Origin of the sequence: Phaeodactylibacter xiamenensis, assembly GCF_000759025.1 — a bacterium.
GTDB lineage: Bacteria > Bacteroidota > Bacteroidia > Chitinophagales > Saprospiraceae > Phaeodactylibacter > Phaeodactylibacter xiamenensis.
The window spans coordinates 122,774-138,337 of sequence record NZ_JPOS01000075.1 but is presented as its reverse complement, the minus strand read 5'-3'; the positions used below and the strand labels follow the sequence as shown (position 1 = coordinate 138,337).

Here is a 15,564-nt window from a genome sequence, read left to right as displayed (position 1 = left end):
TATTGTTCAGCTCCAGATCGTTGTTGGCCTCGCCGCTAAGCAGGCAGAATACTTCTTAGTGCAGCCCCTGACCCGTAGGCAGGACTGACTTTTACCGGCATGGCACGCATGCGCGGGCACTTTAGCTACAGCACAACAGCTACAGCTTCAGTTTTAACTAGTGCCTCCGGCACTAGATTATAGTATTTGAATTATCTTTATGCTCAATCATAAAGATAATTCAAGTATGGCAAAAGCACTCCCACCCTTAGAAGCAAGTCCAAGACAGCGTTCGTTGGTAAGCAAACGCCTAAAGCAAGGTCATCTTAGCCATCGGCTGCATCAACGCTATGCTCTCCTCCACGGTATGCTAGAGGGCAAAAGTGCCTTTAGCTCAGCTAAGGACCTAGGGCTGCGTGCGGATGTAGGCATACGCTGGTATACTCGATGGGCAGACAATCAGGGGCGGCTCGAAGCCCTGGAAGTGGATTGCGCTGGAAAACCAATCAGCGACCATGAACTAGGCAAACAAATGGATTTAGTCCTTTCTGACCGTGCACGTAGCGGGGTGAAGCCACGCATCACTCAAGCGCAAAAGGAACAAATTGTCGCTCTGGCGTGTAAAAAGCCCTCTGATTATGGGCTTCCTCAAGGGGCCTGGACTAGAGACACGCTCGCCCAAATGGCCATGGAACAAAAAATAGTAGATAAGATTTCCCCCAGTCATGTGAGGAACATTTTAAAAAAATCGGGAGGTACGTCCGCATAAGAACCGTTATTGGCTCTTCCCCCACATCGACGATTGGGAGGCCTTCGCCCAACGGGTACGAACGATCTGCAAGCTAATCCTATTGGTCATCTCAGGGCTGAACAAGGACATACGCCTGTTCAGTGTAGACGAGAAAACAGGCATCCAGGCATTAGAGCGTAAGAGCCAGCCTCTTAGGCCAGGCAGAGACCGGCGTGTAGAGTATGAATACAAACGCCATGGCACTACCACGCTGATGGCGGCTCAGGATGTCGCTACCGGACAACTAATCAGTTACCGCATTCATCCTACTCGTACCGAACTGGACTTTCTATGCTTTATTCAGCGTACTACTGCTGTGTTGCAGGAAGGCCAACAGGCCGTCTTTCTTGTTGACCAGCTCAACACCCATATGTCAGCATCTTTGGTCGAGTGGGTGGCTTCTCAAATTGGTTATGTGGGAGACTTGGGCGTTAAAGGCAAAAGTGGGGTACTCAAATCAAAGAGCACTCGTAAAGCTTTCCTCGAAGTTGACCATCATGCCATTCGATTTCTTTTCACGCCTAAGCACTGTTCATGGCTCAATCCCATCGAAAACTGGTTTGGGCACCTTCAGCGAAAAGCACTTAATCATCAAAGCTTCGATTCTATTGAAAGCTTGATAGCCAGAATCGAAAACTTTACCGAATATTACAATTCCTATCTGGCAAAGCCTCTGAAGTGGAAATTCCAAGGCTTTGACCGAAAGAAATAAAATACGCTTTTCTAGTGCCGGAGGCACTAGTAGCAGGTGGATTATAATTTGCGTAAAACAACAGCCCGTCAATTGGCACAGGGGAATTACATCTCAGGCTGTAAGCGCTATTGTGTTGGGTTTTAGGCGCTTTTCCCGCAAAATCAAGGGTGTATAGTCTATTACAGGAGGCTAAATGAATAGCCTTTAAGTGTCGTAGGTAAAGGGAATGGCTTTGAAGCCGGTGAGTTTTTGTGTAGTGTACTATCGTTTGGGTCGTTAAGACAACCGTAAAGTTAAATAAAAAAAATCCAAATAAGAAAATATTTTTTGGCCGAAATGCCCGGGCTAAATCCACTTTTTTAAAACCGTAGTAAATTCGGAAAGGAGCGGTCGCCTAAAAAAAGAAAACGGAGTAAGCTAAGAATCTGCACTTTTTGTTCCGAGCCTGCCTCTACTGACCATGCCTTTGTTGTCCAGCTCAGACAAGCGGCTATTGATAATCAGGCAATTATCTTTGTACAGGCATTGAATTAAAGCTATTTTTGTAATAGCTTTGCACCTTAGTGTAAACCAAACACTATCAAAAAACTTATAACCATGCTTAAGAAACAGTATCTGAAAACTAAGCCAGCCTGCAAGGTAACCTTCAGCCTGCCTGCCCACGCCGTAAACGGCGCTAAGGAAGTAAAACTTCTCGGTGACTTCAACAACTGGAGCCCGGAGTCTGCTACAAAAATGAAAGCCGCGAAGGACGAGTACAAAGCCGTACTCGAGCTGGAAACCGGCCGTCAGTACCAGTTCCGCTACCTGATTGACGAAGCGTACTGGGAAAATGACCATCAGGCTGACGGGTACATCCCTTCTCCTTACTTTGGCATCGAAAACTCTGTAGTAGTGCTGGAAGAACAGCCTAAGGCGGCTCCTGCCAAAGCTGAAAAAGCGGCGCCTGCCAAAAAAGCGGCACCGGTAAAAGTGGCAGCCAAGAAGGCAGCACCTGCCAAAAAAGCGGCGCCTAAGAAAACTGCAGCAAAGAAGACAGCAACCGATGACCTCAAAAAAATTGAAGGCATTGGCCCTAAAATCGCTACCCTGCTGGCCGAAGCAGGCATCAAGACATTCAATGACCTCGCCACTGCAAAAAAGACAAAAGTCCAGGAAGTACTGAACACAGCTGGCCCTCGCTACAAAATGCACGATCCGGCAACCTGGATGGAGCAGGCCAAACTGGCGAACGCTGGAGAATGGGAAAAACTGGAGCTGCTTCAAAAGGAGCTCAAAGGCGGAAAGCGCACCAAAAAGTAACTTCCCGCAGTATTCCTGAACGAAAAGAAGCCCCGCCGGTCTGATATACGCAATACGAAGTGGTCACCGACGGGCTTCTCCTTTTCTGGCTCAAGCCTTCAACACTACTCTTTGAAGAGCGAGAAGGGCACGGCTTCCACCGTTTTGCGGTAAGCAGCGAAGTCGCTGACAAAAAATCTGTCTATCCTACCGGTTACTTCCCTGACCTGTGCTTTTGCCTGGTCCAGCTTCATCCTGCCCATAGGCGATAAGGCTCCCTGTACGCCTTCCAGGTAGGAATATACGCCGTATAAAGTGCTGTTGAGCAGGCCAGTGGACCGCCGGATACCTTTGAAGTCCTCCGGTAACATATACAACTCTTCCAGCTGCGTGATGCTGTCCCGTAAGACCTTGCCTTGCTCTTTTATTGCCTTAAGCGTACTGTCTGGTGCATGGACCAGCGCTTCGTTTACCCTTTTGATGGTTTTTTGAGCTTCCTGAAGACGAGTAAAAGCTTCTTCGGCTTCTTCCACCATCTCATAAAACACTTCATAAGCCGCGTGCTCTGCCCCCAAATCCGCCAAATCAACGTCCAGTCTCGGATCAGCATGTACCTCTACCTTTGTGGAATCGGCAAAGTCTCCACTGCTGATGACCAGCTTGTATTCACCGGGGAGCACCTGATGCCCGCGTGGTGGATCGCTGTCGGGCTTGGCAGCCCGCCGGGAGGGGAATCGCACACCTTCGGTGCGCAGGTCCCAGGTAAAGCGGTTCATACCGGGCTTAAGCTTTTCTGAAAACCGGCGAATGGTGTCCCCTGCCATATTCAGCACGACGATTTGGGCTTTCTTGCCAAGCTTCCGGCCCTGCTCCTGAGTGTCCGCTTCAGCCTCCTGCTTATCTGTTTTTTCTTTCTCCTCTTCAGCTTCTTCTTCAGCTGGCTTTTGCCAAACGGTAATCCGGGCGTAAGGCGAGCGGTTTTTCCCACTGAACTCCCCATCTGCCGGAAAATGAGAGCCTTCGTAGCTTTTGTAATTAGCCAGATAAGCATCGGGGACCGGGAAGGTGCGGAACGTATCCTGTAGAACGCCGCCTTCTGTACTGGCCACCTCCTGCATCGGGCGGGTGTCGTCCAGTACCCAGGCCGAACGCCCGAAAGTACCGATAATCAAATCTTTGTCCCTGGGATGGATTTTGAGGTCACGTACCGGTGTGGCCGGAAAGCCCTGATCCCACTGCTGCCAGTCTCCTCCGCCGTTCAGGCTGAAGTATAATCCGTAATCTGTGCCCAGCCACAGCAGATTGGGCGCGTCGGGGTCCTGCACGATAGACAGCGCGTGCCCTTCCACCTGATCTTCATCTGCAATTCGCTCAAAGGTTGCCCCAAAGTCGGTCGTATGATAAGCCATCGGTCGCCAGTCGTTGCGGCGGTAATCGTTGACGATGACAAAGGCTTCACCGGCATTGCTTTGTGAAACTTCGATGTAGGGAATCCAGCTGCCGGGGCGGGCACCGGGCAGACGGCTGCTCAGCTCTGTCCAGCTCTTGCCGCCGTCGCGGGTGAGCTGCAGGTGACCGTCATCTGTGCCCACCCAGATCACGTCTTCGTCCACCGGACTGGGAGCGATAGCCAGAATAGTGGTAAAGTTCTCCGCCCGGGTGTCATCAATGGTCAGCCCGCCGCTTTCAAACTGCCGCTGCCTGGTGGAATCGTTGGTGGTGAGGTCGGGAGAGATGATTGCCCAGGTCAGGCCGCAGTCCATGCTTTTGTGCACATACTGACTGCCGAAGTAGATGCCGCAATCGTGAAAGGGGTTTTGTGCGATCGCCGCATTCCAGTTGAAGCGCAACTCCTCCCCTTCCGGATGTACCGGCTTGACGAAACGGCTTTTGCCTGTCTCCCGGTCGATGTAGGACACATTGCCGCCCTGTGACATAGCGTATACGTAACGGTTGTTATCGGGCCGGAAGACCACATCAAAGCCATCACCAAAGTAAACCTCCTGCCAATCGGTATTCTGAATGCCGCCGTACTCCCAAACTGAGCTGGGCCCCACCCAGGAACCGTTGTCCTGCATGCCCCCGGCAATGTTGTAGGGGATGTCCATATCCACGCTAATGTGGTAAAACTGCGCCAGGGGCAGGGTTTGCACAAAGCGCCAGGTGTCACCGCCGTCGTGGCTGATATTCAGCCCGCCGTCATTGCCTTCGATCATGTACGCAGGGTTGTCGGGGTGAACCCAGAAGGCGTGGTGGTCAGGGTGGGTGCCCCGGCCGAACAGCTCAAAAGTCTTGCCGCCGTCTTCTGACTTGGACAGATAAGACCAGAGGTTGAATATCCGGTTCTCATTCTGAGGGTCAGCAAAGATATCAGCGTAGTAGAAGGGGCGGTTGCCAATATCTTCGGTGGAGACCAGCTTCCACTTGAAACCGCCATCGGTGGATTTATAGAACCCATTCTTCTTCGCTTCAATCAACGCATAGACGATACTGGGCTTGGAAGGGGCAATCGCCAGCCCCATGCGCCCGAGGTCTCCTTTTGGCAGGCCATCCTCTGAGGTCCGTTCTTCCCAGCTGTCTCCACCGTCAAAAGATACGTAGAGACCGGAGCCTTCGCCGCCGGAATTAAAAAACCAGGGTTTACGCCCAAATTCCCACATGGCAGCAATCAGCTTGTTGGGGTTGGAGGGATCCACTACCAGATCAGCGCAGCCCGTGTAGTCATTGACAAACAAGACTTTTTCCCAGGTTTCCCCTCCGTCTTCGGTCCGGAAAACACCCCGCTCCGGGTTCGGGCCCCAGGCGGAGCCCAGTGCAGCGGCGTACACCACCTCCGGGTTGTCGCGGTGGATGATGATACGGTGGATGGTGCGGGTGTGCTCCAGCCCCATCCGCTTCCAGTTCTTACCTCCATCGATGGATTTGAAAATGCCCGCACCGCTGTTGTGGGAGTTCCGGGGGTTGCCTTCCCCGGTGCCCACCCAAATTTCATCGGGGTTATTTTGGTTGATGGCCAGGGCGCCGATGGACTGCAGAGGTGCGTCTTCGAATACAGGCTCCCATTTGATACCGCCGCTGCCGGAGTACCAGACACCGCCCGATGCGGTGCCGATGTAGATGCGGTTGGGCTGAGCATTAACTACATCAATCGTAGTGACCCGCCCGCTCATGCCTGCCGGGCCGATACTGCGGGGGGCGAGGGCTTCAAAGTGGTCCAGGTCGATATTCTGACCAACTAATGGAAAGGATAAAACGCTGAGGCTGAAAACCAACAGCCAGCTTAACTTTTGAATCATTTGCATAAGGTGCTTTTTCGTTTAGAAAGGTAAAATAGGCCTTCTTCGGGGTTTTCCACAATCACAGGATCAGAGCTGACGGCGGCATGACATACACTACAGGACAGCCGGGGCATGAAATCCAATAGTTTTTATTGTACCTTCGAAGTCAAACAGGCAGTACATGAAGTTTAAGGACTACAACCTACATCCACAGCTACAAAAAGGGATTGAAAAAGCCGGGCTTAAACGGCCCACCGATATTCAGTACAAGTCCATCCCCGGGATTCTCAAAGGAGAGGACGTGCTGGCCGTTGCTCAGACCGGGACAGGGAAGACCGCCGCCTTTGCCATACCTATCCTGCACAAACTGCATGTACAAAAACAGCAGGCTCGCAGAGATGATGGGATGCGCTGTCTGGTCATGACCCCCACCCACGAGCTGGCCCTTCAGGTAGCCAAGGTTTTTCAGGACCTGGGCGCCCATACGCTCGTTAAAACCATGGCGCTCATTGGGGGCGTGGACCAGGAACCTCAGATTGAGGCCCTTAAAAAAGGCGTGGACGTGCTCGTGGCCACTCCCGGACGGTTTTTCGACCTGATCAGTCAGGGGCACCTGCGGCCCGAACGCATTCAAATTCTGGTGCTTGATGAAGCCGACCACATGCTGGACCTGGGCTTTTTGCAGGACATTAGCGACCTGCACCGCAAACTGCCCGTTAAACGGCAGACCCTCTTCTTCTCGGCCACGATCAACCTGCACATCAAAAAAATGGCCTATGCGCTAATCAATCAGCAGGCGATCCGCATTCAGATTTCGCCGAAGGACCCGGTTTCCAAAAATGTGGACCACTATGTGGCGGCGATAGAAATGGATGACAAGCGCTTTTTCCTGGAGCGGATCATCAAAGAAAACCCGGACAGTAAAATTCTGGTCTTCGTCCGCACCAAAGTCCGCGCCGAGCGGGTCTCCAAAGCCATGGAGCGGGTAGGTATTAAGGCCCTGACTATTCACAGTGATAAGGATCAGCAAGACCGTTCCGCCGTTTTGCAGCAATTCCGGGAAGGAGCGATTCGCGTGCTGATTGCCACTGATGTAAGTGCCCGGGGTATTGACATTCCTGATGTCACATACGTTATCAATTACGATTTGCCGGAGCAGGCGGAAAACTATGTGCACCGCGTGGGGCGGACGGGCCGGGGGAAGGCCCGCGGGCAGGCGCTTAGTTTTTGCAGCCCCAATGAAACGGAGCTCCTGGAAGCCATTGAAGGCTATATTGGCAAAGCCATAAAGATTCTGGATGTGGAGCGGGGAGAATACGAAAATACCCGCCTGCTTTCGGAAGATGCCGGGCTGAGTTTGGAAGACATCCTTTCCGAAATAGAAGACCTGGAGGCAGGGCAAAAGCGGAAAAAGAAAAAAAAGTAACCTGCCTTGTAGCAAAATCATTGCTGTTCGACTCAACTAATGAAGAAACCTACCTATATTTAATCAGTATTTGCACAGAACCTCCAGTACTGGTGCCCCCCTTTACCAGTAAGTTTCTTGATTATAAAGGCCATGGAAGACCACTACCTCAAACAAGAGTTATATAACCTCATTCAGTCCGACCCAAATGTATTCGAGTTTCTGCAGGAAGCTTCCCTGGATGGAATATGGTATTGGGACCTCAGCAATCCCGAAGAGGAGTGGATGAGCCCAAAGTTCTGGACAACGCTGGGCTACGGCCCCGGGGAGATGCCTCACAAGGTCAGTGCGTGGCAAAGCCTCATCCACCCGGATGACCTTGAACTGGCCAAACAAAACCTGGCCGCCCACCTGGCAGATCCCTCCCATCCCTATGATCAGAAAGTCCGTTACCGGCACAAAAAAGGGTACACCGTTTGGGTGAGATGCCGGGGCATGGCCATACGGGACAAGAACGGGCACCCTACCAGAATGCTGGGGGCGCACAACAATATCACCAAACTCAAGGAAACTGAAATCCGGCTTTCGCAGGAAAACAATCGGCTAGATGCTATTCTTGGCAATTCCGGACTTTACCTTGTAATAACGGATTTATCAGGAAGGTACACGTATTTTAATGATACATACAAAAACGACATTGACTGGCTCCCGCATATTTCAATTGGTGAAGATTCATTACTTTCTATTCACTCAGCAGACCATCAGAAGTGCATTAATACCGTCAGTCGATGCATACAGAATCCTGGGAAAACCTTCGAGGTAGAACTTCGGAAACCTCAAAAAGACGGAAGCTTTCGAACCAATAAATGGAATTTTTCCCTTCAAACCACCGTGGATGGGCAACCGGATAGTATCCTTTGCATTGGTTATGACATCTCCGATCAAAAAAAAATCCAGAACGAGTACAAACTCCTGATTGAGCAATCAGGAGATGTGGTCCTAAGTACTGATTTCAATGGTCGTATTTTATATGCTTCAAAAAGCTGGGAAACCAACTTTGGGCACCACCTGCAGGAGTCAGAAGGACAATTCATTTCCTCCTTTTGCGCACCCGATGATCAGGAACAATTCAAAAATTTTCTGAAAAATGCCCTTACCGAAACTCAGGTAAAGGGCTCCCTGGAGCACCGGCTCCTTTACAGGGAAGGTGAAATCTGCTGGGTAGAAACCAAATACAGCTTTAACCCTGACAGTAACCGGTTAACCTTTCTCATCCGGAATATTTCGGAGCGAAAAAATGCTGAACTCGAGTTAGAAGCTACCACCTCCATCCTCAACGAAACCCAACAGATTGCCAAAGTAGGTGGCTGGGTACATGACTTAAAAACGGGATCGACTTATTGGACAGACGAGGTTTACAGGATTCATGAAGTATCTTATGACTTTTTAAAAAATCAAGATACAAAAATTCAGTTTATCCATCCCGACGATCAGAAAAAGCTTAAATCTGAATTTTACCGGGTACTGAAACAGCGAACGAAGTTTGACCATACCTTTAAATTCAGATCTGCCAAGGGTAACCGCAAATGGGTTCGGGCAACAGGAATGCCCATAATCCGAGGAGATAAAGTCGTAAAAATACAAGGTATTTTTCAGGATATTACCACCATTAAACACGCTGCTGCCGAACTGGAGGAACAGGTAAAGATGCAGGAAAAGCTCATGAATATTGCCACGGAATACATCAACTTCCCTATTGAGGAAATGGACGACCGTATTCAGGCTTCCCTCAAAGAGATTGGGCAATTCGTCAATGCGGACCGGGTTTATGTGATACAGTACGACTTCGAGAAAAATACAGCCTCCAATACCCATGAGTGGTGTGCCGATTCCATTGAGCCCGTAAAAGACAGCCTGCAGGATATCCCGATAGAGGAATATAGAGTATTGATAAATCTCCACGTAGAGGGTAAAAACTTTATCATCCCCGATATCTCAAGGATGGAGGAAAGCACCGCTAAGACTGACCTTCAGCGGCAGCAGATCAAAAGCCTGCTGACAGTGCCCATGATGCGGGAAAATGAATGCCTGGGCTGTGTGGGCTTTGATTCTGTAAAACAAGTCCACGACTACTCGGAAGAAGAACTCAAGCTGCTTAAGCTTTTCAGCGAAGTCCTGGTGAATACCCTTACCCGGGCCAAAAACGACCAAAAACTGCGCTCCAGTCAGGAACAACTTGCTAAGCTAACCGCGAGCGTGCCAGGTGCAATCTTCCAGATGGAAATGGATGCGGAAGGGAAAATTACTTTCCCGTTTATGAGCGAAGGCATTCACGACTTGCACGAAAACCTGACCCCTGCCTTGTTGAAAGCCCAACCTGAATTAGGGTTTTCGGTCATTCATCCGGAGGACCTGCCCGGCCTTCTTGAAAAGATCGAACAATCCAGGAAAAACCTGACTCCATACTTCGCTGATTACCGTACTATTCATCCCAATGATGAAGTGCACTGGAACCGGGCTATTTCCCAACCGGAGCAAAAGCCCGATGGAAAGGTGGTTTGGCATGGTATTTTTCAGAACATCACGGAACAGCGAAAACTTGAGGAAATTCAAAAGTTTGCCCAGGAGCTAAAAGTGAAGAACAAGGAGATGGAACAGTTCGCCTATGTGGCTTCCCATGACTTACAGGAGCCGCTGCGTACTATACGGAGCTATTCCGGCCTGCTCAACCAACGGTTTAACGATCAGCTGGGAGCGGATGGCCAGCAGTTTCTCAACTTCATTGGCGATGCTTCCCTGCGCATGAGCAACCTCATTAAAGGACTGCTGGAATACAGTCAGATTGGAAGCGACCGCCGCGTCAGCACGGTTGATTGCAATGTGCTGCTGCAGGAGATACTGCAGGACCTGAACTCCAGCATCAGCAAAAACCAGGCAAAGATCAAGGTAAACCACCTGCCTACCCTTCAGGGCTATAAGGTGGAATTACGGCAGCTCTTCCAAAATCTGATCAGCAATGCCATCAAATTCCACAAACCCGGTGAGGAGCCTGTGATAGAAATTCATGCAACTGAAAAACAGAATTACTGGCAGTTTTCGGTAAAGGACAACGGTATCGGTATTGACCCAAAGTATCAAAGTAAAATTTTTACTATTTTTCAGCGTCTCCACGGGTCGAACGACTACGAGGGAACAGGCATCGGACTGGCTCAATGCAAGAAGATCGTAGAGATGCACCATGGGCAAATCTGGTTGGAATCGACAGAAGGACAGGGTACTATATTCTTTTTCAACCTTAAAAAAGGAGGATATGACTCAAAAGCTGAATAAGATACTGCTGGTTGATGATAATGAGGCCGACAATTACCTGCACAAACTCATTATCTCCGAAGCACAAGTCGCAGAAACCATTGTAGACCAGCCCGATGGCAAGGCCGCTATAGAATACCTCCTGGGCGAAGCCGGCAAGCTGCCGCCTGACCTCATCTTTCTCGACATCAACATGCCCCGCATGAATGGATGGGAGTTTCTCGAAGCCTACAAGCAATTGCCCGATGAGGCGCAAAAAGCAGTAGTCATTGTGATGCTAACCACCTCCGTTTTCAGCAAAGACCGGGAACGCGCAGAGCGCCTGCCCAATTTTTCCGGTTTTCTTAATAAGCCACTGACCGAAGAGGATTTGCTCCGGGTGCTTCGGGAGCACTTCCCCGACCGCTTCGAATAAGCTATTGCCCCGGCACCCCAATCTGTATGGCTTCCTCCAGGTGGATGTTCATCGTGGGCGTACCACTGAAATTCTCCACCTCCCCACGAAAACAGACTTTCTTGTTGGCCAGAACGATCTGTGGATCGAATGAAAAATTGGGCAGGTCCTTTTTGCGGATAAAAACGGAAAAAATCTGGTTGGGGAAGCGCTTATCGATATTCAGCCAAAGATTGCCGCTGCGGCTGTAACGGGTGCTTACAACTGTGCCGCATACATTAATCTCCATTCCCTTGCCCATATACTGCCGGCTTTGTACCGTATTAAAATGATTGGGTGGCAAGTCGGGTGGAAATAAAGGCTCCACGTCTCCACCAGCCAGTTCCGGGATCCATGCGCTTTTATCAAGGATTTGCTCCAGGGCATTTTCCTGGACTTCAGGCAACTTATTGAAAAAATCCAACCCCGTCACGGCCTCCACCTGATCTATAGAGACAGCAAAGCTCTCCAGCGGATAGCTAATCTTTTCATTGGGCATAATGAAGCCAATCCCGCGCCCGTTTTTCAAATCAAGCGCTACTTTGAAGTACCGCTCCGGAATGGATACCTTGTTGACAGAACGCTCGATCACCGGCAAATCCGGCTCCAGTACCGGGCCTGTAACGACATACAACTGCACGCCCGGGTTTTCATACAGGTAGCCCCGCAACAGGGCTTCGAGCTCTGCCCAGGCCTCCCGGTTGAATTCCGCAACCTGAGGCGACATATTGGAGTAGTAATAACTCTCGGAAAGGGCCTTTTCGGACCACCGGAAATCAGCAGAGGGTGCCAGGTGGCCCCGGTCATACCCAAACCCATCGTACTCATAGGTACTGTCTGCTTGCAGATATTTAAGGAAATAATCTTCCTCCACCGCTGTACCGGTTGCCACTTTGGGGTCAGGCCGGAAATCATTCGTTCGGCCTACGTTGCCGGAAGTGACGTCCGGCAGGATAATATGCGCTACCCAGGCGGCCTGTTCGTGCGCCTCGGCATACTCCAATGCCATGGCTGAATGCATAATGTAATCTTCGGAGGGTAGCCCGATAGCTTGAAGGTCATGCTGAATGCGCTCCAGCTTAATGCCTTCCCGCCGCTCGTTGAGGACTTTCTTTTGAGCCTCCAGGGCAGCCAGTTCAGCCTCTACAGCGCGGAGTTGTTCGTCCAGGTTTTGAGCCTGCAGCAAAGCCGGGAAAAGTAAGATCAGGAAGAGTAGGGAGCGGAACATAGTCTCATTTTTTACCAAAGTTACAATTCTTTACCATTTCAGTTTGGCTACATTTGCGGAAAACGTCCATTTCCATGCGGTACTTTCTGCACTTTGCATATCAGGGTTATAATTTCCGGGGCTGGCAGCAGCAGCCGGGTGAAGTGCGTACCGTGCAGGGGGTAATGGAGGGGGTTCTCCAACGTATCCTGAAGCATGAAATTTCACTCATAGGCTGTGGACGCACTGACGCGCAGGTACATGCCAGCCAGTATTTTGCTCATTTCGATACACCGGAGGAACTGCGAACCGATTTCAAGTTCATCCTCAATAAGAATTTACCGGCCACGATTTCCATTTTTGATATCATACCGGTACATCCCAGAGCCCACGCCCGCTATGATGCCACCGACCGGCAGTACGACTATCTTTTGAATACCCGCAAGCAGGCCTTCCTGGGCGAGCTTAGCGCCCTGTACCTGCGGAAACCACCGGATGTAGGCCGTATGCAGGCCGCAGCAGCACAACTTTTACAATTTAAGGACTTCCATGCGTACTGTCTGACGCCCGACCGGCACAATACCACGATTTGCCACCTGCGCGATGTCCGTATTTTTGCTAATCCAGACCAGACCCGGATACGCCTGCAGTTTACTGCCAACCGCTTTCTGAGAGGCATGATCCGCATTCTGGTGCACCGACTGCTTGAGGTAGGCTGGGAGCAGATTACACTGGATGACTTCCTGCAGCCTCTGCGTGACCACAACCCGCCCCGCCCCTTGCGTTCTGCTTATCCGGAGGGTTTGTACCTTTCCAAAGTAACCTACCCCTACATTGATAAGCCGCCCAGGGTTCAATTGAATTTTGAAGCGTAGCCGGGGCGCGTTACCAGACTACTACTTTCCGAACAGCGCGCTGCCCTTCAGCTGTTATCTGCAAAAAGTAGATGCCGGCCGGAATAGCCTGCAGGGGCAATAGTGCCGTAGCTTCCTGGCTTTGCACGGTTGCAACCACCTGCCCGGCCGCACTGATGAGCTCCAGTGAAGCCTGAATCTCCTGCCCCAGCTGCACATGAAGTACGTGCCGTGCCGGGTTGGGGAATACCTGTACCCGACTTGCCCAGCCCGGTTCTGCCACCGGAGAGGTACTGTCCAACCAAAGGTTGGTTTGGAAGGCGTTTAAACCGCCACGCTCGTTGCCCACGATCATTTCCAGCTTACCATCTTTGTCAATATCAGCTATGGCAGGACGGGTACGAATCCCAACGCGGACATCGCCCATGCGCTCGGAATCCAGGTCAAAGGTGCCGGACAGGTTGCCCTCGATATTGTTGTAGACTTCAAGCTGCCCGGCTTCTGTGCCTGTCACCAAAACATAGGTCCCCTGCTGATCAATAATCTGCGGCGCAGAGTAGCCTGAAATGCTGCCAGGGATGGCCGTGTTGATATTGCCCAGCGCAAGGATATTCGGGGCGGCGTCCGGGTCAGCATCAAACAAGGGCTCGCCAGCCGTTCCAATATTCTTGAAGAAATTGATATTGCCGGTCCGCTCACCGATAACCAGATCGGGCAGCCCATCCCGGTCCAGGTCAATGATTTGGGGCACGGAGAGGCTGCCCACATCTATATCCATGTACTCGTACTGCCAGGGGCCGAAAACCATCGGATTGCCGGCACCTGCGATATTCTCAGCATAAAAAAGGCGGCCCAGCACCTCTCCCACCAGTATGTCTTCATCACCATCACCATCCAAATCGCCGAAAGTGGGAGCAAAATTGGTGTAAGAGTTGAAAACGGAAAGCCCCAGGTAGTCCTCATCAACCAGCTCGAAGGCAGGAGATTGGGCAGTACCGGTATTTTCAAAGAGATAAAGACGAGTGTCCCGTTCGCCAAAGGGCTCAAAAGCGCCAACCGTACCCACCACCAGGTCCAAAAGCCCGTCTGCATTATAATCCACAAAGGTGGGGCTGGCACCGGTACCAAAGTCGAGCATATCTTCCACGAAAAGATCCCGCTGTTGGTATTGGAAATCCGGCATATCGGCGGTCCCCGCATTCGGGTAAGCCCAAAGCACGTTGCGGTCTTCCGAAATATTGACAGAATTAGGGGCAACCAGCAGGTCCTTAAGCCCGTCAAAGTCGATATCGGCCCGGAAGGCTACCGGAAATTGCGGCACATCCACCGTCACTCCATTCACAGGGAAGCCGAGTTCCTGATCTGTAATCCAGGCTTGCTCGCAACTGCCACCGTTGCGGAGTAAATTAAGCGTAGAGTAGGTGACATCGCCCAGTAACATATCTTTATCGCCATCCGCGTCAGCATCGTAAGTGAGCAGGGTACTTCCCGGGTGGCGCTCCGTCAGCCCGCCCTGTAAGCTAAAGCAGCCTCCGGGGTTCTCTGCCAGGCCAACCTCCTGCTCAATGCTGTTTTCAAAAATACCGCCCCAGCAGTTTTCCACCAGTTCAAAAATGAGGCTGTCGCGCCCGTACCCCTCTTCAATAGACTGATTGGCGTACAATTCTATGTAACCACCGGCCGGATTGAAGGTCAGGATGTCAAGGTCTCCATCGCAGTCCAGATCATCAATTGCCGGATAATCCACGTTACTTACGTAAAGCTGCGTGGTCGTCCCATTGGACAGTACAAAGGGGATGATGTTATTGGGGTGCTTCAGAGGCAGGCGCTCAAAGGCGATGTGCCCGTCCTCGTAATAGCCGGTGTAAACCAGAACGCCCTGCACGAATTCCGTACGCTGGGACTGCCCGAAAATATCCATTATGCCGTCATCGTTGAAATCCCGCATAATGATCCAGTCGCCCAGCAGTTCCGGAAAGTAGCGGGCATAGCCCGGTGCGTAAGCAAAGGCCCCTCCGGTATTCAGGAAAGGCAGCAGGACGTTGCCGGTGCGGTCGAAAATCACCAGGTCTGTGAGCCCATCCTGATTCAGGTCCACTTCGTTGGGCTGTGGATTGTTGAGCCCGCCGGCGAAGGGCAGGTCTTTTGCTTCCCCATCCACTGTTACCGGGAAGGAAATGGCCGGATAGGGTTGTGCATCCGACGAGAGGGCGTGTAACAGTACGGTCGCGAGCAGTAGTGCCAATCTTTTCATAATTCGGAATTGGTCGTTTATTGAAATCTTCGTTAATTGTGTGCCTTTCAGAATTCTATTTCCTAAGAACAGTTATACAG

General features: G+C 51.1%; 10 protein-coding genes. 7 read left to right on the top strand and 3 right to left on the bottom strand.

Features of this window, described 5'->3' with window-relative positions; all coding sequences use genetic code 11:
• Positions 1-226: 226 nt before the first annotated feature.
• From IX84_RS31225 to IX84_RS31895, 3 genes are all read left to right on the top strand, one after another.
• Entirely contained in the window at positions 227-748 is a 522-nt protein-coding gene (locus tag IX84_RS31225) for a helix-turn-helix domain-containing protein (protein ID WP_052516199.1), read from the top strand.
• Positions 749-830: 82 nt separating this feature from the next.
• The gene (locus IX84_RS18950; RefSeq protein ID WP_202965271.1) at positions 831-1,481 is read left to right on the top strand and encodes a transposase; all 651 of its coding nucleotides are present in this window, start codon (positions 831-833) and stop codon (positions 1,479-1,481) included.
• Positions 1,482-2,060: 579 nt separating this feature from the next.
• Positions 2,061-2,765: a helix-hairpin-helix domain-containing protein gene (locus IX84_RS31895; RefSeq protein WP_044224277.1), complete on the top strand. Its 705-nt coding sequence runs from the start codon at positions 2,061-2,063 to the stop codon at positions 2,763-2,765.
• Positions 2,766-2,869: 104 nt separating this feature from the next.
• Here IX84_RS31895 and IX84_RS18940 read toward each other — a convergent pair whose 3' ends face one another.
• Entirely contained in the window at positions 2,870-6,040 is a 3,171-nt protein-coding gene (locus tag IX84_RS18940) for a WD40/YVTN/BNR-like repeat-containing protein (RefSeq protein ID WP_044224390.1), read from the bottom strand.
• A gap of 163 nt (positions 6,041-6,203) precedes the next feature.
• On the opposite strand from IX84_RS18940, the gene IX84_RS18935 reads away from it, so the two are divergent.
• From IX84_RS18935 to IX84_RS18925, 3 genes are all read left to right on the top strand, one after another.
• Complete coding sequence (locus IX84_RS18935; RefSeq protein ID WP_044224275.1) at positions 6,204-7,448, top strand: DEAD/DEAH box helicase; 1,245 nt, start codon at positions 6,204-6,206, stop codon at positions 7,446-7,448.
• Between the two features lie 132 nt (positions 7,449-7,580).
• On the top strand, positions 7,581-10,757 hold the full coding sequence (locus IX84_RS31215; protein WP_052516207.1) for a PAS domain-containing protein: 3,177 nt from the start codon (positions 7,581-7,583) through the stop codon (positions 10,755-10,757).
• Complete coding sequence (locus tag IX84_RS18925) at positions 10,738-11,151, top strand: response regulator (protein ID WP_044224273.1); 414 nt, start codon at positions 10,738-10,740, stop codon at positions 11,149-11,151. Before IX84_RS31215 ends, IX84_RS18925 begins: the two co-directional genes overlap by 20 nt.
• A 1-nt stretch (position 11,152) precedes the next feature.
• On the opposite strand, the gene IX84_RS18920 is transcribed toward IX84_RS18925, so the two are convergent.
• Complete coding sequence (locus IX84_RS18920) at positions 11,153-12,397, bottom strand: DNA/RNA non-specific endonuclease (protein ID WP_044224271.1); 1,245 nt, start codon at positions 12,395-12,397, stop codon at positions 11,153-11,155.
• A 74-nt stretch (positions 12,398-12,471) separates the two neighbouring features.
• Here IX84_RS18920 and IX84_RS18915 point away from each other — a divergent pair, with 74 nt between their 5' ends.
• Positions 12,472-13,251, top strand: a complete 780-nt coding sequence (locus IX84_RS18915; RefSeq protein ID WP_044224269.1) for a tRNA pseudouridine synthase A — start codon at positions 12,472-12,474, stop codon at positions 13,249-13,251.
• A 10-nt stretch (positions 13,252-13,261) separates the two neighbouring features.
• Here IX84_RS18915 and IX84_RS18910 read toward each other — a convergent pair whose 3' ends face one another.
• A complete protein-coding gene (locus tag IX84_RS18910) occupies positions 13,262-15,484 on the bottom strand; it encodes a T9SS type A sorting domain-containing protein (RefSeq protein ID WP_044224267.1) in 2,223 nt (740 codons plus the stop codon).
• Positions 15,485-15,564 lie beyond the last annotated feature (80 nt).

Bases quoted from the DNA above. Each gene is read 5' to 3' on its own strand.
- IX84_RS18920 (WP_044224271.1), bottom strand. From the start codon at position 12,397: ATGTTCCGCTCCCTACTCTTCCTGATCTTACTTTTCCCGGCTTTGCTG.
- IX84_RS31225 (WP_052516199.1), top strand. From the start codon at position 227: ATGGCAAAAGCACTCCCACCCTTAGAAGCAAGTCCAAGACAGCGTTCG.
- IX84_RS31215 (WP_052516207.1), top strand. From the start codon at position 7,581: ATGGAAGACCACTACCTCAAACAAGAGTTATATAACCTCATTCAGTCC.
- IX84_RS18910 (WP_044224267.1), bottom strand. From the start codon at position 15,484: ATGAAAAGATTGGCACTACTGCTCGCGACCGTACTGTTACACGCCCTC.
- IX84_RS18935 (WP_044224275.1), top strand. From the start codon at position 6,204: ATGAAGTTTAAGGACTACAACCTACATCCACAGCTACAAAAAGGGATT.
- IX84_RS31895 (WP_044224277.1), top strand. From the start codon at position 2,061: ATGCTTAAGAAACAGTATCTGAAAACTAAGCCAGCCTGCAAGGTAACC.
- IX84_RS18940 (WP_044224390.1), bottom strand. From the start codon at position 6,040: ATGATTCAAAAGTTAAGCTGGCTGTTGGTTTTCAGCCTCAGCGTTTTA.
- IX84_RS18915 (WP_044224269.1), top strand. From the start codon at position 12,472: ATGCGGTACTTTCTGCACTTTGCATATCAGGGTTATAATTTCCGGGGC.
- IX84_RS18925 (WP_044224273.1), top strand. From the start codon at position 10,738: ATGACTCAAAAGCTGAATAAGATACTGCTGGTTGATGATAATGAGGCC.